The 23,565-nt window shown below is 69.8% G+C and carries 18 protein-coding genes and 1 pseudogene; 5 read left to right on the top strand and 14 right to left on the bottom strand.

Annotated elements, in window-relative coordinates:
- The first annotated feature begins 64 nt into the window (after positions 1–64).
- From ACZ4O3_RS41360 to ACZ4O3_RS41345, 4 genes are all read left to right on the top strand, one after another.
- A complete protein-coding gene (locus ACZ4O3_RS41360) occupies positions 65–1,897 on the top strand; it encodes an RICIN domain-containing protein (protein WP_467727514.1) in 1,833 nt (610 codons plus the stop codon).
- Positions 1,898–1,944: 47 nt separating this feature from the next.
- Complete coding sequence (locus tag ACZ4O3_RS41355) at positions 1,945–4,350, top strand: ricin-type beta-trefoil lectin domain protein (RefSeq protein ID WP_467727512.1); 2,406 nt, start codon at positions 1,945–1,947, stop codon at positions 4,348–4,350.
- A 53-nt stretch (positions 4,351–4,403) separates the two neighbouring features.
- Positions 4,404–6,386 (top strand): alpha-L-fucosidase, encoded by a 1,983-nt coding sequence (locus tag ACZ4O3_RS41350; protein WP_467727511.1) that lies wholly within the window; start codon positions 4,404–4,406, stop codon positions 6,384–6,386.
- Positions 6,387–6,506: 120 nt separating this feature from the next.
- Positions 6,507–7,178, top strand: a complete 672-nt coding sequence (locus ACZ4O3_RS41345; RefSeq protein WP_467727509.1) for a CE1 family esterase — start codon at positions 6,507–6,509, stop codon at positions 7,176–7,178.
- Here ACZ4O3_RS41345 and ACZ4O3_RS41340 read toward each other — a convergent pair.
- The 3 genes from ACZ4O3_RS41340 to ACZ4O3_RS41330 form a co-directional block, all read right to left on the bottom strand.
- A complete protein-coding gene (locus ACZ4O3_RS41340) occupies positions 7,168–7,596 on the bottom strand; it encodes a hypothetical protein (RefSeq protein WP_467727508.1) in 429 nt (142 codons plus the stop codon). The two genes, ACZ4O3_RS41345 and ACZ4O3_RS41340, sit on opposite strands and share 11 nt — an antisense overlap.
- Before the next feature lie 646 nt (positions 7,597–8,242).
- Positions 8,243–9,214 (bottom strand): Gfo/Idh/MocA family protein, encoded by a 972-nt coding sequence (locus ACZ4O3_RS41335; RefSeq protein WP_467727506.1) that lies wholly within the window; start codon positions 9,212–9,214, stop codon positions 8,243–8,245.
- A gap of 358 nt (positions 9,215–9,572) precedes the next feature.
- Positions 9,573–10,274, bottom strand: coding sequence for a FadR/GntR family transcriptional regulator (locus ACZ4O3_RS41330; RefSeq protein ID WP_467727504.1), 702 nt, complete (start codon positions 10,272–10,274; stop codon positions 9,573–9,575).
- A 370-nt stretch (positions 10,275–10,644) separates the two neighbouring features.
- Here ACZ4O3_RS41330 and ACZ4O3_RS41325 point away from each other — a divergent pair.
- A pseudogene (locus ACZ4O3_RS41325) lies at positions 10,645–12,853 on the top strand (alpha-L-fucosidase).
- A 108-nt stretch (positions 12,854–12,961) separates the two neighbouring features.
- On the opposite strand, the gene ACZ4O3_RS41320 reads toward ACZ4O3_RS41325, so the two are convergent.
- The 11 genes from ACZ4O3_RS41320 to ACZ4O3_RS41270 form a co-directional block, all read right to left on the bottom strand.
- Positions 12,962–13,669, bottom strand: a complete 708-nt coding sequence (locus tag ACZ4O3_RS41320; protein WP_467727502.1) for a FadR/GntR family transcriptional regulator — start codon at positions 13,667–13,669, stop codon at positions 12,962–12,964.
- A 2-nt stretch (positions 13,670–13,671) separates the two neighbouring features.
- Positions 13,672–14,691 carry an aldo/keto reductase gene (locus ACZ4O3_RS41315; protein WP_467727500.1) on the bottom strand — a complete coding sequence of 340 codons (1,020 nt, stop codon included), beginning with the start codon at positions 14,689–14,691 and terminating at the stop codon, positions 13,672–13,674.
- 22 nt (positions 14,692–14,713) lie between these two features.
- Positions 14,714–15,751 (bottom strand): PfkB family carbohydrate kinase, encoded by a 1,038-nt coding sequence (locus tag ACZ4O3_RS41310; RefSeq protein WP_467727498.1) that lies wholly within the window; start codon positions 15,749–15,751, stop codon positions 14,714–14,716.
- On the bottom strand, positions 15,748–16,365 hold the full coding sequence (locus ACZ4O3_RS41305; RefSeq protein ID WP_467727496.1) for a bifunctional 4-hydroxy-2-oxoglutarate aldolase/2-dehydro-3-deoxy-phosphogluconate aldolase: 618 nt from the start codon (positions 16,363–16,365) through the stop codon (positions 15,748–15,750). The genes ACZ4O3_RS41310 and ACZ4O3_RS41305 overlap by 4 nt, the downstream gene beginning before the upstream one ends.
- A complete protein-coding gene (locus ACZ4O3_RS41300; RefSeq protein WP_467727495.1) occupies positions 16,362–17,123 on the bottom strand; it encodes an SDR family oxidoreductase in 762 nt (253 codons plus the stop codon). Before ACZ4O3_RS41300 ends, ACZ4O3_RS41305 begins: the two co-directional genes overlap by 4 nt.
- Positions 17,120–18,163, bottom strand: coding sequence for a zinc-dependent alcohol dehydrogenase (locus ACZ4O3_RS41295; protein WP_467727493.1), 1,044 nt, complete (start codon positions 18,161–18,163; stop codon positions 17,120–17,122). The genes ACZ4O3_RS41300 and ACZ4O3_RS41295 overlap by 4 nt, the downstream gene beginning before the upstream one ends.
- Positions 18,160–18,597, bottom strand: a complete 438-nt coding sequence (locus ACZ4O3_RS41290; protein ID WP_467727491.1) for an RbsD/FucU domain-containing protein — start codon at positions 18,595–18,597, stop codon at positions 18,160–18,162. Before ACZ4O3_RS41290 ends, ACZ4O3_RS41295 begins: the two co-directional genes overlap by 4 nt.
- Before the next feature lie 12 nt (positions 18,598–18,609).
- Complete coding sequence (locus ACZ4O3_RS41285) at positions 18,610–19,506, bottom strand: amidohydrolase family protein (protein ID WP_467727489.1); 897 nt, start codon at positions 19,504–19,506, stop codon at positions 18,610–18,612.
- A complete protein-coding gene (locus tag ACZ4O3_RS41280) occupies positions 19,499–20,824 on the bottom strand; it encodes an L-fuconate dehydratase (RefSeq protein WP_467727487.1) in 1,326 nt (441 codons plus the stop codon). Before ACZ4O3_RS41280 ends, ACZ4O3_RS41285 begins: the two co-directional genes overlap by 8 nt.
- Before the next feature lie 91 nt (positions 20,825–20,915).
- Positions 20,916–21,956, bottom strand: coding sequence for an ABC transporter permease (locus tag ACZ4O3_RS41275; protein ID WP_467727556.1), 1,041 nt, complete (start codon positions 21,954–21,956; stop codon positions 20,916–20,918).
- A 4-nt stretch (positions 21,957–21,960) separates the two neighbouring features.
- Positions 21,961–23,526 carry a sugar ABC transporter ATP-binding protein gene (locus ACZ4O3_RS41270; protein ID WP_467727486.1) on the bottom strand — a complete coding sequence of 522 codons (1,566 nt, stop codon included), beginning with the start codon at positions 23,524–23,526 and terminating at the stop codon, positions 21,961–21,963.
- Between the last annotated feature and the right edge of the window lie 39 nt (positions 23,527–23,565).

Here is a 23,565-nt window from a genome sequence, read left to right as displayed (position 1 = left end):
TGAGCGACCGCGCCCGACTCCGGGGCGGGGGCATCCCGCCGCCGCCCCGACCCAGGAGGATCAGATGAGGATGACAGCGAGACCCGGCCTTCCGGCCGTGGTGACCGGCATCGTCCTGGCACTCGTGCTGGCGCTGCTGACGACGCCCCCGAGCCAGGCCGCCTCGGGCACGTCGCTGAGCGTCGACCTGGCCTCGGCCCGGGGTCCGTCGACCGGCGTGGGGGAGGGGTACCTCTACGGCATCAGTCAGGACGGCACCCAGCCGGTCGACCAGTTCCTCCGGCCGCTGGGGATCAACGCGTTCCGTGGCGGCGGATGGTTCTCGGGGGGCTGGATCAGGGACGGCTACCAGTACGGGTCGGCGACCCGGGCCGACCTCGACTCGATCACCGCGCAGGCCCGGCGCCTCACGCAGCCCCCTTACCATGCCCAGTACCAGGTGCTGGTCAGCGACATCTACGGTGCCAACGGCGGCCAGCCATCGAACACCAGGTATCCGTGTGACAACGGCGACTGCTCGAACTGGATCAGCTTCATCGACTCCACTGTGGGGGCCCTGCAGGCGTCGGGGCTCACGTTCTCCTACGACATCTGGAACGAGCCGGACATCTCGGTGTTCTGGACCCGGGGGGTCAACAGCGCGCAGTACTTCCAGATGTGGGACACCGCCTACCGGGAGATCCGGCGCATCGCCCCCGGGGCGCAGATCGTTGGGCCGTCCCTCGCCTTCACCCCGCAGCGCAACGCGGGGGAGTGGCAGACCTGGCTCGCACACGTAAAAGCGGCCGGGACCGTGCCGGACATGATCACCAACCACAACGAGGGCGACGTGGACGACCCGGTCACCGTGGCCCAGGCCCTGCGCGGCTCCCTCAGCGCGGCGGGCATCGGCCCGCTGCCGCTGTCCTCGAACGAGTACCAGCCTGCCGACCGCCAGAGCGCCGGAGTGACGGCCTGGTACCTGGCCCGGTTCGCGCAGTCCGGGTACACCAATGCCATGCGCGGCAACTGGGTGTGCTGCACCACCCCGAACCTGACGGGAGTGCTCACCCAGAGCGGTGGCACCTGGCTGCCGACCGGCAACTGGTGGGCGCTTCGGGACTACGCCGACATGACGGGCACCCTCGTCGGCACCTCCGGGCAGGTCGGCTCCACGGCCATCGCAGCCGCCGAGGACTCCGCCGGTAAACGCGCCGTGGCGCTCGTCGGCGACTCCAACGGGTACACCGGCGCCGCGTCCGTGACCTTCGACGGGCTGTCCTCCGTGCCCTGGCTGACGAACGGGGGCAGCGTCCACGTCACCGTGCACCGCATCCCGGACCAGGCGCCGCTGGGCGCGCCGCAGACCGTGTACGACCAGAACGTGAGCGCCTCCGGCGGCTCGCTCACCGTGCCGTTCACCTTCCAGGCCACGCATGACGCGTTCGCCGTCTACCTGACCCCGGCCTCCTCCGGCGGCACGGGCTACCCGGACGGCTACCATCAACTGGTCGTCGCCAACGACAACCTGTGCCTGGACGTGTACGGCGACTCCACCGCCGCGGGCGCCGTGGTCGACCAGTGGACCTGCAACGGTCAGGGCAACCAGCAGTTCCAGTTCGTGCCGGCCTCGGGCGGCTACGGCGAACTGCGCGCCCAGCACTCCGGCCAGGACGTAACGGTCGCCGGAGATTCCACGACGGCGGGCACCCCGGACATCGTCCAGCAGGCCCCCGGCACCGCCGCCGACGCCCTCTGGCTGCCCGTGCGCCAGTCCGACGGCTCCTACGCCTTCCAGAACCGCAACAGCGGCCTGTGCCTGGACGTCTACGGCGCCGGCAGTACCGCGGGACAGCAACTGGACCAGTGGCAGTGCAAGAACGCGCCGGGCACCAACCAGGACTTCGTCGTCCGCTGATACCGCGCCCGACGCGGATCCCACCGACCTGCGAAAGGAACCCCACCGTGTCAGCATTCAGACGGCTGCTGCAGCGCCTGCGCGCCTCGACAGCCGTGCTCACGGGCCTCCTCCTGGCCGTCGGCGGCCTTGTCGGCACCGTCGCCGTGCCGGCCCATGCCGCCACCTCGATCACCATCAACGGGGCGTCCGGAGGACGGACCTTCGACGGCGTCGGCGCGATCAGCGGGGGCGGCGGCAACAGCAGACTCCTGATCGACTACCCCGAGCCCCAGCGCGGCCAGATCCTCGACTACCTGTTCAAGCCCGGCTACGGGGCCTCCCTGCAGATCCTCAAGGCCGAGATCGGCGGGGACACCAACTCCACCTCCGGCGCCGAGCCGAGCCACCAGCACACCCGCTCCGACCTGAACTGCGACCGGGGCTACGAATGGTGGCTCATGGAGCAGGCCAAGGCCCGTAACCCGGACATGAAGCTCTACGGGCTCGCCTGGGGTGCGCCGGGCTGGATCGGCGGCGGGAACTTCTGGTCCACCGACATGGTCAACTACCTGGTCTCTTGGCTGGGGTGCGCCAGACAACACGGCCTGGCCATCGACTACCTCGGCGGATGGAACGAGCGAGGCTACAACGTCTCCTGGTACGAGCAACTGCGCAGCGCGCTCGATTCCCACGGCTACGGCAGCGTGAAGATCGTCGCGGCCGACTCCGACTGGTCCGTGGCCAACGACGTCGACTCCGACCCTGCGTTCGCCGCCGCGGTGAGCGTCATCGGCACGCACTACCCGTGCGGTTACCGCTCCTCCCAGTCAAACTGCTCGGTGCCGACGGCCGCCACTTCGTCCGGCAAGCCCCTGTGGGCCAGCGAGAACGGCTCGGACGACTACAGCGGGGGAGCCCCCGCCATGGCCCGCGGCATCAACCGCGGATACATCGACGGTCGGATGACCGCGTATCTCAACTGGCCGGTGGTCGCGGCGATCACGCCGAACCTGCCGTACCCCACCATGGGCCTCGCCCTGGCCTCACAGCCGTGGTCCGGCCACTACGCGATCGGCAAGAACACCTGGGTCATGGCGCACACCAGCCAGTTCACCGCCCCGGGCTGGAAATACCTCGACTCCTCCAGCGGCTACATCGGCGGCAGCCGGACCAACGGCAGTTACGTCTCGCTGAAGTCCACCGACAACTCCGACTACTCCGCCGTCATCGAGACGATGGACGCCGGCAGCGCCCAGACCCTGAACTTCAACGTCGCCGGAGGTCTGTCCAGCGGAACCGTCCACATCTGGTCGACCGACGTCAACTCCTCCAACCCGGCCGACTACTTCGTGCACACCGCCGAGGTCACCCCCACCGGCGGAGGCTTCAGCCTGACCGTGCAGCCCCATCGCGTCTACACCCTGACCACCACGACCGGGCAGGGCAAGGGCACCGCCACCGGCCCCGCCCAGGGCGCCATGGGCCTGCCGTACGGCGACACCTTCGACAGCTACGCCACCGGCACCGAGGCGAAGTACCTCATGGACTGGCAGGGCGCCTTCGAGGTGACGGCCTGCGGCGGCGGCCGCGGCGGCAGGTGCGTGCGCCAGATGAGTCCCCAGAAACCGATCACCTGGGACGCGCTGTCCGATCCGCACGCCCTGCTCGGCGACGTGGGGTGGAGCAACTACAGCGTCTCCTCCGACGTGATGCTCGAACAGCCGGGATACGCCGAGCTGATCGGCCGCGCGAACGGCCAGGACTACAGCAGCACCGGCGGGCTCGACGCCTACCACCTGCGGGTGAGCGACACCGGGGCCTGGTCAATCCTGAACTCCGACACCGACGGCACCGCCTCCACCCTCGCCCACGGAACGACCACGGCGCTGGGCACCAACCGGTGGCACTCTCTCGCGCTCACCTTCTCCGGGACCAGCATCAGCGCCGTCATCGACGGTTCCACGGTCGGTTCCGCAAACGACCGCACCTGGGCCGGCGGACAGGTCGGCTACGCGACCAGCCAGGGCGAGACGGCACAGTTCGACAACCTGTCCCTCACCCCCGGCAGCGGCGGCGGAGGCGGCACGACCGGCCCGATCGTCGGGGCCGCCTCCGGCCGGTGCGTGGACGTGCCCAACCAGTCGCAGACCTCCGGAACCCAGGTGGAGCTGTGGGACTGCAACGGCGGCGGCAACCAGCAGTGGACCAGCACACCGGCCGGTGAGCTGCGGGTCTATGGCAACGCCTGCCTGGACGCGGCGGGCAGCGCCACCAGCCCCGGCACCACGGTCGACATCTCCAGCTGCACCGGCGGCAGCAACCAGAAGTGGACGCTCAACGCCGACGGCACGATCACCGGCGCCCAGTCCGGCCTGTGCCTGGATGCCACCGGCGCGGGAACGGCCAACGGCACCCTCCTGGAGCTGTGGACGTGCACCGGCGCGGGCAATCAGACGTGGACGCGCGAGTGACCGGTGCCGGCCGAGATCGTCCACCCCTCCAACGCACCCTGAAGGAAACCCACATGACTTCATCCTTCCGCCCGATCAGCCGGCGCCACCTGCTCGCGGCGACCGGCGCCGCCACGGCCTTCGGCCTGCTGAGGTTCGCCCCCCAGGCCGCCGCGACCGACGGCCCCGCCGGCTACACCGCGAGCTGGCCCTCCGTGGACCAGCACCCCCCGTCCCCGGCCTGGTTCAAGGACGCCAAGTTCGGCATCTACTACCACTGGGGCGCCTTCAGCGTTCCCGCGTTCGGCAACGAGTGGTATCCCCGCAACATGTACGTCGGCGGCTCGAACGAGAACCAGCACCACGTCGCCACGTATGGCGACCCCTCGGAGTGGCCGTTCCACAACTTCATCGACGGCGCCCGCGACAAAGCGGGCAACTTCGTGCAGTTCGCCCCCAAACTGGCCTCGCAGGGCGGCAGCTGGGACCCGGACGCGTGGGCCAGGCTGTTCAAGTCCGCCGGCGCCCGATTCGCCGGCCCGGTCGCCGAGCACCACGACGGCTTCTCCATGTGGAACAGCCGCGCCAACCCGTGGAACTCCGTTCAGCACGGACCCGGACTCGACCTCGTCGGACTGCACGCCCGGGCCATTCGCGCCCAGGGCTTGAAGTTCATGGCCTCCCTCCACCACGCCTACCACTTCAACGGCTACTACGACCACGTGCCGTCCCAGCCCGACCCGGCCCTGCGGATCCTCTACGGACAGCAGGGCTCGGCGGCGGAGAACAAGCTCTGGTACGACAAGCTGGTCGAGGTCATCGACGGTTACCAGCCCGACCTGCTCTGGCAGGACTTCGACCTGAACCTGGTGCAGGAGCCCTACCGGCTGCAGTTCCTCGCGCACTACTACAACCAGGCGGTCGCCTGGAACAAGGACGTGGTCGCGACCTACAAGGACGGGCTCGACAACAAGGGCGAGGTCTACGACTTCGAGCGCGGCGGCCCGGCAGACCTGCTCACCCCCTACTGGCTGACCGACGACAGCATCTCCTCCTCCAGCTGGTGCTACACGGCGGCCATCGGCTACTACACGACGCAGGCGCTGCTGCACTCGCTGATCGACCGGGTCAGCAAGGGCGGCACCATGCTTCTGAACATCGCCCCGATGGCCGACGGCACCATCCCCTCCGCACAGCAGTCGATCCTGCTCGGGATGGGGGACTGGCTCGGCCGCTTCGGAGAGGCGGTCTACGGCACCCGCTCCTGGTCCAGTTACGGCGAGGGTCCCACCAAGATGGGCGGCGGCTCCTTCAGCGGACCGGTGGCAGGCAAACCGCAGGACGTGCGCTTCACCCGCAGTCAGGACAACAAGGTCCTCTACGCCACCACGCTGGGCTGGCAGGGCACGACCATGACCATCACCACGCTGAACTCCAACCAGATCAACCTCAGCGGCCTGACCGGAGCTCAACTGCTGGACAACGCCGCCGGCACCTACGTCAACCTGCCCGCACCGGCCCAGGACGCCTCCGGCCTGCACCTGGCCATGCCCTCGACGAACCCGCCGTTCAACGCCCTGGCGTACACGGTCAAGCTCACCTTCTCCGGTGAGATCCCCGTCCTGGGCGCACCGGGCGGCTCCACGACCTGGGTGAAGATCGCCAACGTGACCAGCGGACTGGTGCTCGACAGCGGTGGCTACGTCGCCTCCGGCTCCAACCTCAAGCAGTGGAACTACGACGGAAGCGCCAACCTGCAATGGCAGCTCGTCGACCTCGGAAACGGTTACTGCCGCATCATGAACCGCGCCAACGGCATGGCCGCCGACAGTTGGGGCAACTCCGCCAACGGCGCTCCCGCCCGCCAGGAGGCGTGGAACGGCGGCAGCAACCAGCAGTGGTCGCTGAACAGCCTCGGCGACAACCGCTACCAGATCATCAACCGCGGCACCGGCACCGCCCTCGACGGCAGCGGCAGCACCACGGTGGGCTCGGCCACGGTGATGTGGACACCGAACTCCAGCACCAACAACGAATGGACCATCACCGGCGTGTGAACCGCCCCCGTGACCCAAGCCCCTCCCTCGACCACGGAAGAAGGAGCGCGCATGAAACGCACACCACTCTTAAGGGCCTACAGAAGAACAACACGCAGGTATGTCCCGCTGACCTGCGGTGTGAAGACTCAGAACCGGCAAGTTGATTCCCGGCAGGTACTTACTGCCTCTCGCGGCCGCGATACTCCTCGTCCTGTCAGCTGCCGGCACGTCGATCGGCAACGGCCTGGGAGCCTCAGGTCGGCCACAGCCGCCGCCTCGGCCACCGCCGGCTGCGGCAAGGCCCCCACGCTGACGAGCGGTACCCACACGATCCAGAGAGGCGGCCAGACACGCAGTTACACCCTTCGGGGCCCGGCCGGCTACGACAGCAGCCACCCCTACCGGCTGATCTTCGGCTTCCACTGGCGCGGCGGCACGGCGGGCGACGTCGACTCGGGCGGAACGGACGGATACAACTGGTCCTACTACGGCCTTCGGCGCCTCGCGGACACCGCGGACAACGGCACGATCTTCGTCGCCCCGCAGGGCACCGGCAGCGGCTGGGCCAACTCCGGTGGTCAGGACCTGGCTTTCGTCGACGCCATGGTCAGCCAGATCGAAGCAGGCCCGTGTGTCGACACCACCCAGTTGTTCTCCGAGGGCTTAGGCGGTGCCATGTCCTACGCCCTCGCCTTCTCCCGGGCGACCGTCTTCCGCGCCGTCGCGGTCTACTCCGGCGCGAACCTCAGCGGCTGCAACGGCGGCAACCAGCCCATCGCCTACATGGGACTGCACGGCCTCAGGGAATAACGTGCTGCCCTTCCAGTCGGGACGGGACCTGTGTGACACCTGGATGGAGTCGCGGCCGACCGGGGCGCGTACCCCTGTCCGGTCGCCGCGTCAGACCATGTGGCTCACTCGTTGGTTTGATCCGCCAGCCTCCCGGCACCGGCTCCCCCATACCCGTCGGAGCCGCCATGCCGGTCACCCGCGCATCAGGGTCGGCTCCGAACACCTCTTCCTGCGCCTGATCCGGAAACAGGCTCGCCGGCCGGTTCGTCACGGAGATGATCATTCCGACCCAGGCCGCCGAGCCGTCGGCGTCGTCGAGTGCCTCCGACACGTCGGTCAGGGTACGCAGATTCGCCTCCTGGCCGCCGTACCGCTTCGGTGTCAGCAGGCGGAAGACTCCTGCGTCGGACGGCGCACGGACGACCTCTGACGGCACGACGTGGTCCCTGTCGCCGGGAGTGGCGTGCTTCCGCAACAGGGGCACAGCGCGGCCGCCGCTGCGACCGGCACGGCCTTGGGGATGGCCTCGATCGGGCCGACGGGCATGCCGTTGGACGTGGTGCTGTGCATACGTGTCTTCTCCGTCGTGGTCATTCAAATGGCTCTCGACGTCGGTCGGAGACAGCCGGTTGACACCTCTCGTTTCGGCCCCGGCAAGGGACCTGTCGGTGTTTCGAGTCGGGGATTGGCGACTGAGGAAGTCCGGGACGTCGGCAATGTTGTCAACGCTGCCGACACCGACCTCCTCCGTCAATGAACTGATAAGTGGTAATTCCTTGTTAGCTCTCAGGTTGGCATGTCCCCGCCTGCAAGCAGCCGGCTTTCGGGGCGTGCGGCATCCGAAGAGTGGGGAATCGGCGCCGGCGGCGAACCCGGTCGGACTCTTGAGTCAGCCTCGTGAGGGGGCAAGCCGGCACCGATACGATAGCGAGCGTTCGTTAAAGTTTTCCCGCAGGCGTCCCTACCACAAGGGAGGAAAATTGCGTACCGCGCCGGGTCAGCCGAGGGTTTGTGCGATCTGCTGCCGGGAGGCGTTGTCAATGGCTTCCATCAGTACGTGGCGCGAGTGGGCGTAGGTGAAGTCAGGGGCCGTGTGAGTGCCTTCGCGTAGGGCTCGTTCCAGGTGGGTGTAGAGCGCGGCGACGTTCCTGGCGGGGCCGACGAGGCCCTCGGGGATACCGGCAAAGTACTCGGGGGGGCACCGCGAGCTTGGACACCGTGGCGTCGTCGTCGAAGCCGGCCTCGAGGGTGAGGTCGGTGACCTGGATGTTGCCCCAGGGGGCAGTCAGGACGATGTCGCCGTCGGTGCCGTTGATCTCCCAGCGGAAGTTGTCTCCGCGGGAGGCGCCGCCGCGGTAGAAGACCGAGGCCGCGGCGCCGTTCTTCAGAGTGCCGATGACTGAGATCTGGTCGGGGGCGGTGACGGGGAACACGGTGTTGCCGTCGTCGGTGACGGTCACCTCTGTGCGGCCGTGTACGAGGTTGGCCGACAGGTGGTCGAATTCCCCGAGAGTGACGTTGAGTGCGTCGATGGCGTGCAGGGCGGCGCCGGACAGGGGGGTGGCGCCCTGGGACTCGTCGTACCAGGAGGTGTGGGCCTTGGTGGTCTGCCCGTTCCAGACCATGCCGGAGGCGACGAGGGAGGTGCCGATGACCCGGCCGATCCTGCCGTCCTGGATCAGGTCGCGCGCGTAGCGCAGTTCGGGGTGGAAGCGCCCCTGCAGGCCGATGGCGGTGCGCACCCCAGCGGCATCGGCGCGCTGGGTGAGCTCGGTTGCCTCCGCGAGGTTCAGAGCCGGCGGCCATTCGCTGTAGACGGTCTTGCCGGCGTCGATCGCCGCGGAGATGAGCTCCCGGTGGTGGGGGACCTTGACCGCCACCACGACGATGTCGATCCCCGGGTGGGCCAGCAGCTCGGCGTGGTTGTCGTAGGCCGCCTCGACGCCGAACTCCCGCACAGCCGCCTCTGCGGACTCGCGGCGGGTCGCGGCATCCGGCGGACCTGAGCCGGTTCTGGTGCAGATGCGCCGGCTGGTCGGCGCGGTCAACGACATGACTCCGTCCGCCACCGCCTCGCCCATCGCGACCACCAGACCCTTGTCGCCGCTTCGGCGTTCCCTCCGGACGAACGGCGAGTTCTGTCGTCCGGAGGGGCCGCCATCGGCCCTCACACCGGCGCCGCGTACACGAGCTTCCAGAGCAACCCGAACCAAGAGACGTTCGCCCGTTCCTACTCCGGGACGACCGGCACCAGCGTCGCTGAACCGTGGAAGCGCTACGACCCCGACGGCATCCTAAGCGGACGCAAGACGTCGACAGCTCCCCTCACCCCGGGCGAAACCCTGCCTGACCAGCGGAAATCAAGGGATCACGTTCGGTTGAGATACGGCTTCTGAAGCGTCCTACCATTTGCTATGTCGGATCGGCGTTTGATCGCAGGTGCTCCCGCAGCCAGTGCTCGGTGTTGCTGACGTGTAGCAGGGCCGCGGCCTGGCTCACTGCGGCGTCGCGGGTGCGGAGGGCGTAGTAGATCGCCTCGTGTTCGGCGAGGGTCCGTCCGGCGGACTGGTCGTCCAACTGGCCCCGCCAGATCCGGGCGCGCAGGGTACGACCCGAGATGCCCTCGAGCAGGGTGAGCAGGCTCTCGTTGCCGGTGGCCGCCACGACCGAGCGGTGGAAGGCCGCGTCATGGAAGTTGAGCCGCTCCACGTCGTCGCTCGCCTCCCGCATCGCGTCCAAGTGGCCCTTGACCTCCGCCAGTTGGTCGTCGGTGATCCTTGCGGCGGCCAGTCCGGTGGCGAGCGGCTCGAGCAACCGCCGGACCTCCATGAGATCCAGCAGGGCGCCCGTGTCGCTCTGGAGGAGCTCCACCGCACCGCCGAGTCCCTCCAGCAGCAGGCTGGGCTGGAGGCTGGTCACGTACGTGCCGTCGCCGCGCCGTACCTCAAGTACCCGGGCCACGGCCAGTGCCTTGACCGCCTCGCGGGCGAGGTTGCGGGAGAGGCCCAGCTGCGCGGCGAGTTCCGGCTCCGGGGGCAGCTTTGCGCCCGGCGGCAGTGCACCGGAGCGGATGAGCTCACGGATCTGCCCGATGGCCCTGTCTGTCAGGGACAACGTGACCTCCTTCCGTGAGCGCGGCGCGCGGTCCGGTGCGCGGGTGACCGGGGCGGTGCGTCAGGTGTGGCGCCGATGATACCGGGGCCGTGGAGGGTCCGCCGTGGGCGTGTGCCTCCGCCACACGGGGCGCGACGGGCTGGCGGTGTCGCAGCTCCCACCCCGGGGACATTCTATGCTTGCCGATTAATAAATAATCAAAAAATATGCACACCGATAAAAAACGGCAGAGGGGAGGCTTTTTCATCCTGCATGCCCGTTGGCATGGCGAGGACACATGGCGGACCTTCTTCCGTGACAGCCGACGCAGCGGGTGGTGTCCGTCGCGCCGATCTCGCCTCTCTGCCTCCGTCCGTCACAGGGATGCCCCATGCCCAGTTCGATCAAGAGACGTCAGTTCCTGGGCGGCGCCGGCTGCGTGACCGCCGCGGGGGGATGTTCGGCGTCGGATCCGCCCAGGCGGCCCCAGCACCTACACACCCGCATGGAGTCCGGTGAACCAGCACCCGCCCGCCCCGGAGTGGTTCCAGGACGCCAAGTTCGGCATCTACTTCCACTGGGGCGCCTTCAGTGTCCCCGCCTACGACAGCGAGTGGTGTCCCCGCAATATGTACATCAGCGGGAGCCATGCCAACTGCATCGCGTCGCGACCTACGGCGACCCCTCTGTATGGCCGTTCCACGACTTCATCAACGGAGCGAACGACAAGGCGGGCCGCCTCAACCAGTTCGCGCCCAGACTCAAGTCCGCCGGAGGGGACTTCGGCTCCGACGAGTGGGCCCAGCTGTTCGTCGACGCCGGAGCCGAGTACGCGGGACCGGTCGCGGAGTACCACGACGGGTACTCCATGTGGGACTCCGAGGTCAACGAGTGGAACTCGGTCGCCAAGGGCCCCAAGCTCGACCTGCTGAACCTGTTCACCACGGCGATCCGCGCCAAGAACCTGAAGCTGCTGGTGGCGATGTACCACGCCTACCACTTCAACGGCTTCTATGACCACGTGCCCGCCCAGACCGACCCCAGTCTGAAGAAGCTCTGCGGGCATCTGGGCGCCACCGCGGAGAACCAGCTCTGGTACGACAAGCTCAGGGAGGTCGTCGACCGCGCCCGGCCGGACATTCTCTGGCAGGACTTCAAGCTGGACGCCGTCGACGAGACGCAGCGCCTGAACTTCCTGTCGTACTACTACGACCAGGCCGACTCCTGGGGCAAAGAGGTCGTTGCCACCTACAAGGACGGGTTCAACGGCCACGGCGAGGTCTTCGACTGCGAGCGCGGCGGCCCGGCAGACCTGACCGCGCCGTACTGGCTGACCGACGACAGCATCTCCAGCTCAGTTGGTGCTACATCCAGGACATCGGTTACTACAGCATCCAGCAGATGCTGCACTCCCTGATCGGCCGGGTCAGCAAGAACGGCAACATGCTGCTGAACATCGCGCCGATGGCCGATGGCTCGATCCGTCAGGAGCAGAAGGACCTTCTGCTCGGCATCGGCGACTACCTGAAGCGCTTCGGGGAGCCGATGTACGTGACGCGGGCCTGGACGGAATATGGCGAGGGCCCGACTCGGATGGGCGGCGGCGCGTTCTTCGTCCCACTCGTCGGCACCGCGCAGGACATCCGCTGCACCCGCAACAAGGCGGGCACCGCGTTGTACGCCACGGTCCTGGGCTGGCCCGGCAGTTCATTGAGGATCAGGATTTTGAGTTCGGACCGCATCAGTCTGTCGTCGCTCACTTCGGTGAAGCTGCTCGACTCGACGGCCGGTACCTGTATCAACCTGGCCGCACCGACGCGGGACTCCTCCGGGCTGACGGTGACGCTGCCCTCCTCGGCGCCGTTCAGCGCGGGCACCTCTGTCCTCAAGCTCAGCTTCTCCGGTCCGATCGCCCTGCGGCCGGCGCCGTCGTCTACCAGGATGTCAACTACTCCGCGAACCACGCGGTGCTCGACCGGGGCAACTACACGGCGGACCACCTGGCGCTGACCGGGCGAAACGCCCGGAGCGTCTGCTCTGTGAGGCCGGCGGCCGGGATTCAGATCGTCGACTACAGCGGCGACTACTTCACCGGCACGTCCTGGACCTTCACCGCCGACAACCCCGGCCTCAGGGTCACCGGCCAGAACGACCAGATCACCTCCCTGACGGTGCAGCTCGATCCGTCCGCCTACTTCCGCATCACCAACGTCACCGACGGTCTGGCCCTGGCCCGCGGCGGGAACCTCGCCTCGGGGTCCAGCCTGAAGCAGTACACGTGGGACGGCAGCTCCAACCTCCAGTGGCAGCTCGTGGAGGTCGGCGGCGGCTACTACGAGCTGATCAACCGGATCATGGCATGGCCGCCGACAACTGGGGTGCCACGTCCGACGGCTCCACGGCCCGGCAGGCGGCCTGGAACGGCAACAACAACCAAGCAGTGGACGGTCACCCGCCGCGGCGAAGGCATGCGCACCATCGCCAACCGGGCCACCCGACTGGTCCCGGACGGCGGTGGGAGCGTGGCCTCCGGCTTTGTCACCAAGCAGTGGACCTACGGCAACAGCACCAACCTCCTGGGGACCTTCACCGCCCAGTGACAGGGCGGAGAAACCGGTGAACCGAGTGGATGCCCGGGCGGAGAACCGTCCGGGCATCCACTCGCTCGCTGTGGCGGCGGTGCGGGCGCTCCCGTCTCATGCCTGGGATCACGGCACGGGCAGGAACTCCGTGGACTCCAGGTGTTCCCGCAGCCACTGCTCGGTGCTGTTGACGTGCACCAGTGCCGCGGCGTGGCTCAGAACGGCGTCACGTGCTGCCAGGGCCGCGTAGATCGCCTCGTGCTCCGTGAGGGTACGGGACGCCGCGCGGGTGTCCACCAGACCGCGCCAGATCCGGGCGCGCAAGGTGCGGCCCGAGATGCCCTCCAGCAGGGTGATCAGTGTTTCATTGCCGGTGATGTCCACGATGGCGCGGTGGAACGCCACATCATGCGCGTTGAGCCGCTCCACGTCGTCGCGCGCCGAGCGCATGGCGTCCAGATGCCGCTTCACCTCGGCCAGTCCGTCGTCCGACAGCCGGGCGACGGCCAGCGCGGTGGCGGCGGGCTCGAGCAGCCGCCGCACCTCCATGATGTCCAGTACGGCACCGGGGTCGCCCTGGAGCAGTTCCACCGCGCCACCGACGCCCTCCAGAAGCAGGCTCGGCTGCAGGCTGGTGACATACGTGCCGTCGCCCCGTCGGATCTCCAGCACGCGCGCCACGGCCAGCGCCTTGACCGCCTCGCGCGCGAGGTTGCGGGAGAGCCCGAGCTGGGCGGCCAGCTCGGGCTCCGGGGGCAGCTTCGTGCCCGGAGGCAGAGCACCGGACGCGATGAGTTCGCGGATCTGGGTGATGGCCCTGTCGGTGAGGGACACGGTCAGATCCTCTCGCCGGGCGCCGGAACGCCCGCGCCGTCCGCGAGGGGTGTGTCGGGGCGGAGGATTCCCCGGTCACGCAGATCGTGCCAGAGGTCCTGGGGGATCCGCCGCTGGTGCAGTCGCACGTTGCGCCGGACCTGTTCGGGGTCGCGCATGCCGAGGGTGACGTTGATGACGCTGGGGTGGGTGAGGGGGAAGGCGATGGCGGCAGCAGGCAGGGTGGTGCCGTGGGCCTCGCAGACCTCGGCGATGGCACGGGCACGGTCGACGAGTTCGGGCGGGGCGGCCTGATAGTCGTACTTCATGCCTTCGGTGGGCCGGTCTCGCGAGAGCAGGCCGGAGTTGAAGACGCCGGCGGCGACTACGCCCTTGCCGTGTTCCTGAGCGGCGGGCAGGACGTCGTCCAGGGCCGACTGGTCGAGCAGGGTGTAGCGGCCGGCCAGCATGACCACGTCGGCGGCGGTCTCGCGCAGGAAGCGGGCGAGCATGGCCGACTGGTTCATGCCGGCGCCGATCGCGCCGATGACGTCTTGGTCGCGCAGCTCGGCGAGGGCGGCCATGGCTTCACAGGAGGCCTGTTGCCAGTGGTCGTCGGGGTCGTGGAGGTAGACGATGTCGAGGCGGTCCAGGCCGGTGCGGGCGAGGGTGTCGTCGAGGGAGCGCAGGATGCCGTCGCGGCTGAAGTCCCACTGGCGGCGCAGGTCGTCGCGGACGACGAAGCCTTCGGTGTCGACACCGCGGGGGTTCTCGTTGGTGACGAGGAGGCGTCCGGCCTTGGAGGAGACGACGTACTGGTCACGGGCGCGGGTGCGCAGGGCGGCACCCAGGCGGCGTTCGGACAGGCCCAGGCCGTAGTGCGGGGCGGTGTCGAAGTAGCGGATGCCCGCGTCCCAGGCTGTGTCGAGGGCCGCTGCCGCGTCCCCGGCGGTGGTGGTGCGGTAGAGATTGCCGAGGACGGAGGCGCCGAAGCCGAGCTCGGTGACCTGGACGGCGGTGTTGGGGATCGTACGGCGGCGCAAGGGGTGCTCCTGGGAGGGTCGTTCAGCGTCGGACGTGTGCCGTGGCGCCCGTGAGGAGCGCCTCGACCTCGGCGAGGGTGGCCATGGAGACATCACCGGGCGTGGTCATGGTGAGGGCGCCGTGAGCGGTGCCGTAGGCGAGGGCGCGTTCCAGGCCTGCGCCGGTGAGCAGGGCGTAGACGAGGCCCGCGGCGAAGCCGTCGCCGGAGCCGATGCGGTCCAGGACGTGCAGGCCGGGCATGCGGGGGCCGCTGACCAGCCCGGTCTCGGGTGACCGGCCCAGCGAGGTCCAGTCGTTGACCCCGGCCGAGGGCACCTTGCGCAGGGTCGTCGCCAGCACCGTCGCCTGCGGCAACTGGGACGCGACCGCGGTGAGTGCGTCGGGTACCTCGTCGTCGGTCAGCCGTACGGAGCCCGGGCGCGGGCCCGCGAGTCCGAGCGCACCCACGACGACGTCAGCGTGCCGGGCCAGGCGCAGGTCGGTCTCGCGAGCCCGGTCCGCCCCGCCCCGGCCGTCCCAGAGGCTGGGCCGGTAGTTGGGGTCGTAGGAGACGGTGACACCGTGGCGGCGGGCGGTCGCCAGGGCCTCGTCGGCGACGTCGGCGGTGGTGTCGGACAGTCCGGCGAAGACGCCGCCGGTGTGGAACCAGCGCGCGCTGGCCGAGAACACCGCGTCCCAGTCGATGTCCCCCTTGCGCAGCTGGGAGACGGCGGTGTTCGCGCGGTCGCTCACTCCCAGCGCGCCGCGGATGCCGAATCCGCGCTCGACGAAGTTCAGGCCGTTGCGGGCCGTGCGCCCCATGCCGTCCGCCGCGACCCAGCGGATGTGCGAGGTGTCGACGCCGCCTTGGAGAATCAGGTCCTCCACGAGTCGGCCGACCGCGTTGTCGGCGAGGGCGGTGACGACGGCGCTGCGCAGGCCGAAGCAGCGGCGCAGTCCGCGTACGACGTTGTACTCGCCGCCGCCCTCCCAGACCTGGAAGGTGCGGGCGGTGCGGATCCTGCCCTCGCCGGGGTCGAAGCGCAGCATGACCTCGCCCAGGGCGATCACGTCGGTCACGGTGCCGTCCTTTCCCATGCCTCGGCGGTCAGCCGCCGGATCTCGTCGTACTCGCCGCGCTCGAGGTGGCCGGGGGTGGCGATCCAGCTTCCGCCCACGGCGAGGACCGACGGATGGGTCAGCTGGTCGGGGCCGATGCCGCCGGTCGGGACGAAGCGCGCCTGCGGGAAGGGTGCCGCGAGTGCGCGGAGCATGCCGGTGCCGCCGAGTGGTTCGGCGGGGAACAGCTTGACGGTGTCGAGGCCCGCGTTCAACGCGCGCATCAACTCGGTCGCCGTCGCCACGCCCGGCGCGATCGGAACTCCCAACTCGCGTGCCTTGTCGATGACGTCGTCGTCGCAGCCGGGCGAGACGAGAAAGCGGGCCCCTGCCGCCACGGCCCGTTCCGCCTGCTCGGCGGTGAGCACGGTGCCGGCGCCGACGGTCAGAGCGCCGTGCGCCGCCATCGCCTTCACGACCCGCTCGGCGTCCGGCGTGCGGAAGGTGACCTCCGCGCAGCGGACGCCGCCCGCCGCGAGTGCGTCGGCCAGGGGGCCGGCACTCGCGACGGACGGCACGGTGAGCACGGGCAGGAGACGCGACCCCGCGAGTACGGACGCCAGGTCGGCGGTCATCGGCCCAGCCATCCGCCGTCGACGGGCAGGGTGGTGCCGTGGATGTAGTCGGAGGCGGGGGAGGCGAGGAAGACGGTGGCGCCGGCGAGGTCGTCGGCGGTGCCCCAGCGTCCCGCGGGGATGCGCTCCAGGATGGCCTTGCTGCGGGCCGGGTCGTCCTGGAGGGCTTGGGTGTTATCCGTGGCGATGTAGCCGGGGGCGATGGCGTTGACGTTGACGCCGTGCGGCGCCCATTCGTTGGCCAGTGCCTTGGTGAGTCCGGCGATGCCGTGCTTGGCGGCGGTGTAGCCGGGGACGGTGATGCCGCCCTGGTAGCTGAGCAGGGAGGCGGTGAAGACGACCTTGCCGTGTCCGCGGGCCACCATGGTGGCGCCCACGGCCCGGGTGAGCGCGAACTGCGCGGTGAGATTGACCTGCAGGACCAACTCCCAGTCCGCGTCGCTGTGTTGGACGGCAGGGGTGCGGCGGATGGTGCCCGCGTTGTTGATGAGGATGTCCACAGGGCGCTCGCGCCCGGCGAGGTCGTCGCCCAGGGCGCGTACGGCGGCGGGGTCGGCGAAGTCGGTGCGGATCGCCTCGAAGGTGCGCCCGGCGGCCAGGACGTCCTTCTCCACCTGGCTGCCGGACTCCTCCAGGTGGGCGCTGACGCCGATCACGTCGGCGCCGGCCTGGGCGAGCGCGCGGGCCATCGCCCGGCCGATGCCGCGGCGGGCGCCGGTGACGACGGCGAGCTTTCCGGTGAGGTCGAAGGCGCTCATACGGCCGCTCCCTGGGTGTCGTCGGTGCAGTCCACGAGGATCTTCATCACGTCTCCGCCGCTCTCCAGCGCCTCGAAGGCGGCCGGTGCTTCGGTCAGCGGCGTGATCTTGGTGATCAGGCGCTGGGCGGGGATCGTGCCGTCGGCGACCAGGGCGACGGCCCGCTCGAAGTCGCCGCGGTCGTACAACCGGGCACCGACGAGGGTGAGTTCGCGCCAGAAGAAGTGGTGCAGGTTGATCTCGCGGGGCCGTGGGTGGATGGCGACCAGGCACAACCGGCCGCGCACGCCGAGGACGTCGACGGCGGTGTCCACGCCGCCCGCCGCGCCGGAGACCTCGAAGGCGACGTCCGCTCCCGCCTCGGCCGTCCACTGCTGGACGAGTTTGGTGACGTCGGTGGCGGCCGGGTCCCACGCGCGCAGGCCCAACTCCTCGGCGAGCAGCCTGCGGTGGGCGTTGAGTTCGACTACGCGCACCTCGGCGCCGGCGGCGCGCGCGACCAGGGCGATGAGGATGCCGACAGGGCCGCCGCCGACCACGACGACCTTCTCCCCGTCCTTCACCGCCGCCCGGCCCACGTCGTGCACCGCCACCGCGGTTGGTTCTACGAGGGCGGCCTGGTCCAGGGGCAGGGTGGCGGGCAGGCGGACGAGGGTGGAGGCGGGCACGGTCCAGCGCTGCTGCATGGCGCCGGGGGAGTCGATGCCGAGGAAGTCGAGGTGCTGGCAGATGTGCTCGTGGCCGGCCTTGCAGGCGGGGCAGGTCCCGTCCCAGCGCAGGGGCATCACGGTCACCGCGTCGCCGGGCTGCCAGCCCTCGACGCCGGGGCCGACGCGGACGATCCGGCCGGCCATCTCGTGTCCGAGCACGGCGGGTGCGGCGACCCGGGCGTCCATGTCGCCGTGGAAGATGTGCAGGTCGGTTCCGCAGATGCCGACGTAGGCGGGGGCGAGTTCCACCTCGCCGGGGCCGGGCTCGGAGACGGTGGCGGGGGCGGTGTCCAGGGTGCGGGCCGAGGTGTATCGGACGGCGAGAGTCATCGTGGGGTCAGGGTCCCTTCCGCGCGGACGCCGATGGTCAGCAGCAGGTTGGCGTAGGTACGGGTGTCGCCGGTGACGACGGCGAGGGCCAGGTCGGGGGAGCGGGCGGCGTCGTAGAACGCGCAGCGGCCGAGTGGGTCGACGGGCACCGGTGCCAGTCGGGAGCGGTACTCGGTGATGGCCGCGGGCTCCGGCTCTCCCTCGGGCGGCACCATCACCTGTGCCGACTCCACGGGCAGGGCGCGCAGCAGCACGTCCAGCACGGTGGTGACGTCGAGGGTGCCGGGTGCCAGATTGAGGTGGACGGTTCTGGCTCGTTCACCGGCGGCGGTACTGGCGGGATAGTGGCCGTCGGCGAGCAGGACACGGGCGCCGTGCCCGGCTCCGGCGAGTGCTTCGAGGATGCCGGGGTGCAGCAGTTCGGTCAGCAGCACGCAGTCCTCTCCTTACTTGTCGTACGTGTCGTTCGCGTGGTCGGACAGCTGGTAGAAGGCGGTCGCCGTGTCGCAGAGCACCGCCTGCCTCTCGTGCGGGGAGCAGCCGTTCAGCAGTTGTTCGACGGTGGCGGCCCAGCGGGCCCAGCCTCCGCCGAGGACGCAGACGGGCCAGTCGGAGCCGAACATCAGCCGCTCGGGGCCGAAGGCGCTCAGCAGGGTGTCCCAGACCGGGCGGATGTCGTCGAGCGTCCACGTGTCCTGCTCGGCCTCGGAGATCAGTCCGGAGACCTTGCACCGCACCTGGGGGTGGCCTGCCAGCACGCGCAGCTTGCGCGCCCAGTCGGGGAACGTGGGCTGACCGATGGGTGGTTTGCCCGCGTGGTCCAGCACGAGCGGGAGGCCCGGGATGCGCTGGGCGAGGCGGATCGCCTGGTCGAACTGGTGGCTGCGGATGAGGACGTCGTAGCCGAGGCCGCGGTCCTGTACGGCGCGCAGGCCCCGCTCGACGGACGGCTGCTGCAGCCACTGCGGGTCGGACTCGCTCTGCACCAGGTGGCGCAGGGCCCGCAGATACCCGCCCCCGGGCCTGGAGCGCAGTTCGTCGAGTACGTCGCCGATCGCGGGGGAGGTCAGGTCCGCCCAGCCGACCACCGTGCCGACCATGGGGGTCTGGGCGGCGAGGTCGAGCAGTTCCGCCGTCTCCTCGACGGAGGTGACGCACTGGACGACCACCGTGCTCGTCAGCCGGTGTCCCGCCAGGGGCCGGTCGGCGGCCCGTCGCAGGTCCTCGATGCCGTGGTTGCGGCGGATCGGCTCGTGGCCGGGTTCGTCGAGCCAGGCCTGGGGCCGGTGGTCCAGGTCCCACACGTGGTGGTGGGCGTCGACCAGGCGTAGCTGTTCAGACACGGGCGGACCAGACCGGGCCGTCGGGATAGCTGTACTCCTTGAGGGAGGCGGGGTGCATCTGCGCGCTCAGTCCGGGAAGCGTCGGGGCGAGGTAGTGGCCGCCGACGATGCGGACCGGGTCGACGAAGTGCTCGTGCAGGTGGTCGACGTACTCGATGACCCGGTCCTCGGTGGTGCCGGAGACGGCGACGTAGTCGAACATCGACAGGTGCTGCACCATCTCGCACAGGCCGACGCCGCCGGCGTGCGGGCAGACGGGCACGCCGAACTTCGCGGCCAGCAGCAGGATGGCGATGTTCTCGTTGACGCCGCCGACGCGGGCGGAGTCGATCTGCACGATGTCGACCGCGCCGGCCTGCAGCAGCTGCTTGAACACGACGCGATTGGCGATGTGTTCGCCGGTGGCGACCTTGATGGGGCTGAGTGCCTTGCGGACGGTGGCGTGGCCGAGGATGTCGTCGGGGGAGGTGGGCTCCTCGATCCAGTAGGGGTGGTAGGGCGCCAGGGCCCGCATCCAGTCGATGGCGGGCTGGACGTCCCATCTCTGGTTGGCGTCGACGGCGATCCGGATGTCCGGGCCGACGGTCTCGCGGGCCGTACGCAGGCGCCGTATGTCGTCCTGCAGGTCGGCGCCCACCTTCAGCTTGATCTGCGTGAAGCCTGCCGCGACGGCCTCGTGGGACAGCCGGGCCAGCTTCTCGTCGGAGTAGCCGAGCCAGCCGGGGGTGGTGGTGTAGGCGGGGTAGCCCTCACCGAGGAGGTGGCTGATGCGGCGCTCACGGCCGGGCTCGGCCCGGCGCAGGATCTCGAGCGCCTGCTCGGGTGTGAGGGCGTCGGACAGCCAGCGGAAGTCGACCTGGGCGACCAGCTCCTGCGGCGACATCTCGGCCAGGAGGCGCCACACCGGCTTGCCCGCCCGCTTGGCGGCGAGGTCCCAGGCGGCGTTGACGACCGCTCCGGTCGCCATGTGGATGGCGCCCTTCTCCGGCCCCAGCCAGCGCAGTTGGGGGTCGTGGACCAGGGAGCGGGAGAAGGCGCCGAGGTCGGAGCAGACCTGTTCCACGGACAGGCCGACCACGTGTGGGGCGAGGGTGGCGATGGCGGCGGCCTGGGCGTCGTTGCCGCGTCCGGTGGTGAAGGCCAGGGCGTGGCCCTCCAGCCCGTCGCCCGCGTCGGTGCGCAGGACCACGTAGGCGGCGGAGTAGTCGGGCTCGGGGTTCATGGCGTCCGAGCCGTCGAGGTGTTCGGAGGTCGGGAACCGCACGTCCAGGACGTCCAGGGCGATGATGCGGGCTGACGGGGGCAGGGGGGAGGACATGGCGGCAACTCCTGTCAGGGGCAGAGGAGATGGGTCCCCTGCGACGAGTCGTGAACGCGGCGGAGGCAGGGCGGCCGGTGGGCCGCCCGGGTCACTCCTGGACCTTGCCGCCTGTGATGCGGGAGATGGCGAGGGCGACCAGGATGATCAGGCCGTTGAGGGCGCCGATCCACTGGGCGGGGACACCGGCCAGCGTGAGCACGTTCTGGATCATGAAGAGCAGCAGGATGCCGCAGAACGCGCCGAACATGGTGCCCTTGCCGCCGTTGAGGCTGATGCCTCCGATGACGGCGGCGGCGAAGACGGTGAAGATGTAGCCGTTGCCCTGCGCGGAGGCGACCGAGGCGAGGCGTCCGGAGAGCATGAGTCCGGCGAGGGCGGCGAGCACGCTGCCGGTGACGATGACGATCCACAGGACCCGGTCGGTGCGGATGCCGGCCGCTTTCGCGGCGTCGACGTTGCCGCCGATGGCGTACAGGGAGCGGCCGAAGCTGGTCCAGCCGAGCACCACGATCGCGATGGCGAACAGGGCCAGGCAGATCCAGATGGAGGCGGGCATGCCGAACCATTCGGCGGTGCCGGGATAGAGCATCGACTGCGGCAGCTGGAAGAAGGTCTGCCCGCCGGAGATGCCGGTGAGGATGCCGCGCAGCACGATCAGCATACCGAGCGTGACGATGAAGCCGTTGAGGCCGAAGCGGATGATCAGCAGCGCGTTGACGACGCCGACGAGCGCGCCCCCGGCGAGGGTGATGGGGATGGACCAGGCGCCGGGGAGCAGGCCGAGTCCGTGCCCGGCGCCGGCCGGGACGACCAGCCAGGCCGCGACGCCCGGCGCCAGGCCCATGGTGGATTCCAGGGACAGGTCCATCTTCTTGACGATCAGGATCATCGTCTGGGCGAGGACCAGCAGGGCCATCTCGGACATGGTCTGCAGGACGTTGATGAGGTTGTCGGCCTGTAGGAAGACCGGGTTGACGATCTGGCCGACGATCGCGATGACGACGATCGCCGGGACAAGCGCCAGGTCGCGCAGCCGGGCGAGGGGGATGCGGCCGCCGATCAGCGCGGTGCGCTTCTGCTTGGGTTCGACGGCCTGGGCGGCGGCGTCCGCGAGGACGGTTTCAGGGATTACTTCAGGCATGCAGATCCACTCCTTCCATCGCGGCCACGAGGTCGTGGTCGTGCCAGCCGCGTGGTATCTCGGTCGTGATGCGGCCCTGGAACATCACCAGGATCCGGTCGCACATGCGCAGGTCGTCGAGTTCGTCGGAGGCGATGAGCACTCCGGTGCCGGACTCGGCGGTCTCCTCGACCTTGCCGAGGAGGAACTCCTTGGAGCGCACGTCCACGCCGGCGGTCGGGTTGATGAGGACCAGAAGGCGGGGGTCGTCGGCCAGTGCGCGCGCCATGACGACCTTCTGCTGGTTGCCGCCGGACAGGGCGGAGACGGGCAGCCGCGGTCCGGAGGTCTTGATGGCCAGGTTCGCGATCATGCCCTCGGCCAGCCGGTCGCGCCGTCCGCGGCTGAGGAAGCCGTTCTTCCCGAGCCGCTTCGGTACGGACAGGGTCGCGTTGTCGGCGATCGACATGTCGGGCACGAAACCCTGGTGGTGCCGGTCCTGCGGAACGAACCCGGCGCCGGCCGCGAGGGCGTCGGGCACGCTGCCCGGCCGGGGCCGGCGCCCGGCGATCTCCAGGTCCCCGGTCGCCGCGGCGCGCAGTCCTACGACGGTCTCGGCGACCTCCGTACGTCCGCTGGCGGCGGCGCCCGCGAGGCCGACGATCTCCCCGGCGCCCACCTGGAAGGTGACGTCGGTGTAGGTGTCGTCGCTGCCCAGGCCGCGCACGGACAGCGCGGGCGCGGTGCTCTCGTCCAGGCTGCCGACGCGCTCCTGGCGACGGTCGGCCGCGGTCTCACCAGTCATGGCGGCGACCAGCTCGGTGCGGGGCAGTTCCGCGACCGGCGCGGTCACGATGTGCGCCGCGTCGCGGAACACCGTCACCATGTCGCAGATCTCGTAGACCTCCTGCAGGTGATGACTGATGAACAGGAAGGTCACGCCCTGGCGTTGCAGGTCGCGGATACGGTCGAAGAGCCGGTTGATCGCCGCCGCGTCGAGCTGCGCGGTGGGTTCGTCGAGGATGATGAACCGGGCCCCGAAGGACAGCGCCCGGGCGATCTCGACGAACTGGCGCTGCTCGACGCTGAGGTCGCCGGCCGGGGACTGCGGGTCGACGTCCACCGACCAGGCCGACAGCAGCTCCTCGGCCCGGCGGCGTACGCCGGTCCAGCTGATGAGCCGGTGGGGGCCGTGGTGGTGCCGGTTCAGGAAGAGGTTCTCGGCGACGGTCAGCGTGGGGATGATCGTCGACTTCTGGTAGACGCAGGCAGCGCGTCGGCGCCAGGCGTCGCGGTCGCTGAGCCGTGGTGCGGGGTCGCCGCCGAAGGTGACCGTCCCCTCGTCGGGGGCGTGCAGGCCCGTCAGGACGGACACGAGGGTCGACTTCCCGGCCCCGTTGCGGCCGACGAGTGCGTGGGTCTCGCCGGACCTGATGGTGATCCGTGCGCCGTTCAGGGCGACCGTCGGACCGAATCGTTTGACTATGCCCGTCGCCTCGACGACGGGCGGGGCCGCGGGGGCCCGCCCGTCGTCCGCCGGGGCGGGCGCGGGGGTGACAGGACGCTCCCCGTCGCTCATCTCAACCGCCTTGCTCTCGATAGCCGTTGGGACCCTGAA

Source organism: Streptomyces sp. NPDC026515, assembly GCF_055567595.1.
The sequence above is the reverse complement of the archived record's forward strand: the minus strand, read 5'-3'. Positions and strand labels throughout refer to the sequence as shown.

What these genes read in the sequence shown, in the direction of transcription:
- ACZ4O3_RS41360 (WP_467727514.1), top strand. Translation starts at nt 65, where the DNA reads ATGAGGATGACAGCGAGACCCGGCCTTCCGGCCGTGGTGACCGGCATC.
- ACZ4O3_RS41305 (WP_467727496.1), bottom strand. Translation starts at nt 16,365, where the DNA reads ATGACCGCCGACCTGGCGTCCGTACTCGCGGGGTCGCGTCTCCTGCCC.
- ACZ4O3_RS41295 (WP_467727493.1), bottom strand. Translation starts at nt 18,163, where the DNA reads ATGACTCTCGCCGTCCGATACACCTCGGCCCGCACCCTGGACACCGCC.
- ACZ4O3_RS41350 (WP_467727511.1), top strand. Translation starts at nt 4,404, where the DNA reads ATGACTTCATCCTTCCGCCCGATCAGCCGGCGCCACCTGCTCGCGGCG.
- ACZ4O3_RS41335 (WP_467727506.1), bottom strand. Translation starts at nt 9,214, where the DNA reads ATGTCGTTGACCGCGCCGACCAGCCGGCGCATCTGCACCAGAACCGGC.
- ACZ4O3_RS41280 (WP_467727487.1), bottom strand. Translation starts at nt 20,824, where the DNA reads ATGTCCTCCCCCCTGCCCCCGTCAGCCCGCATCATCGCCCTGGACGTC.
- ACZ4O3_RS41270 (WP_467727486.1), bottom strand. Translation starts at nt 23,526, where the DNA reads ATGAGCGACGGGGAGCGTCCTGTCACCCCCGCGCCCGCCCCGGCGGAC.
- ACZ4O3_RS41300 (WP_467727495.1), bottom strand. Translation starts at nt 17,123, where the DNA reads ATGAGCGCCTTCGACCTCACCGGAAAGCTCGCCGTCGTCACCGGCGCC.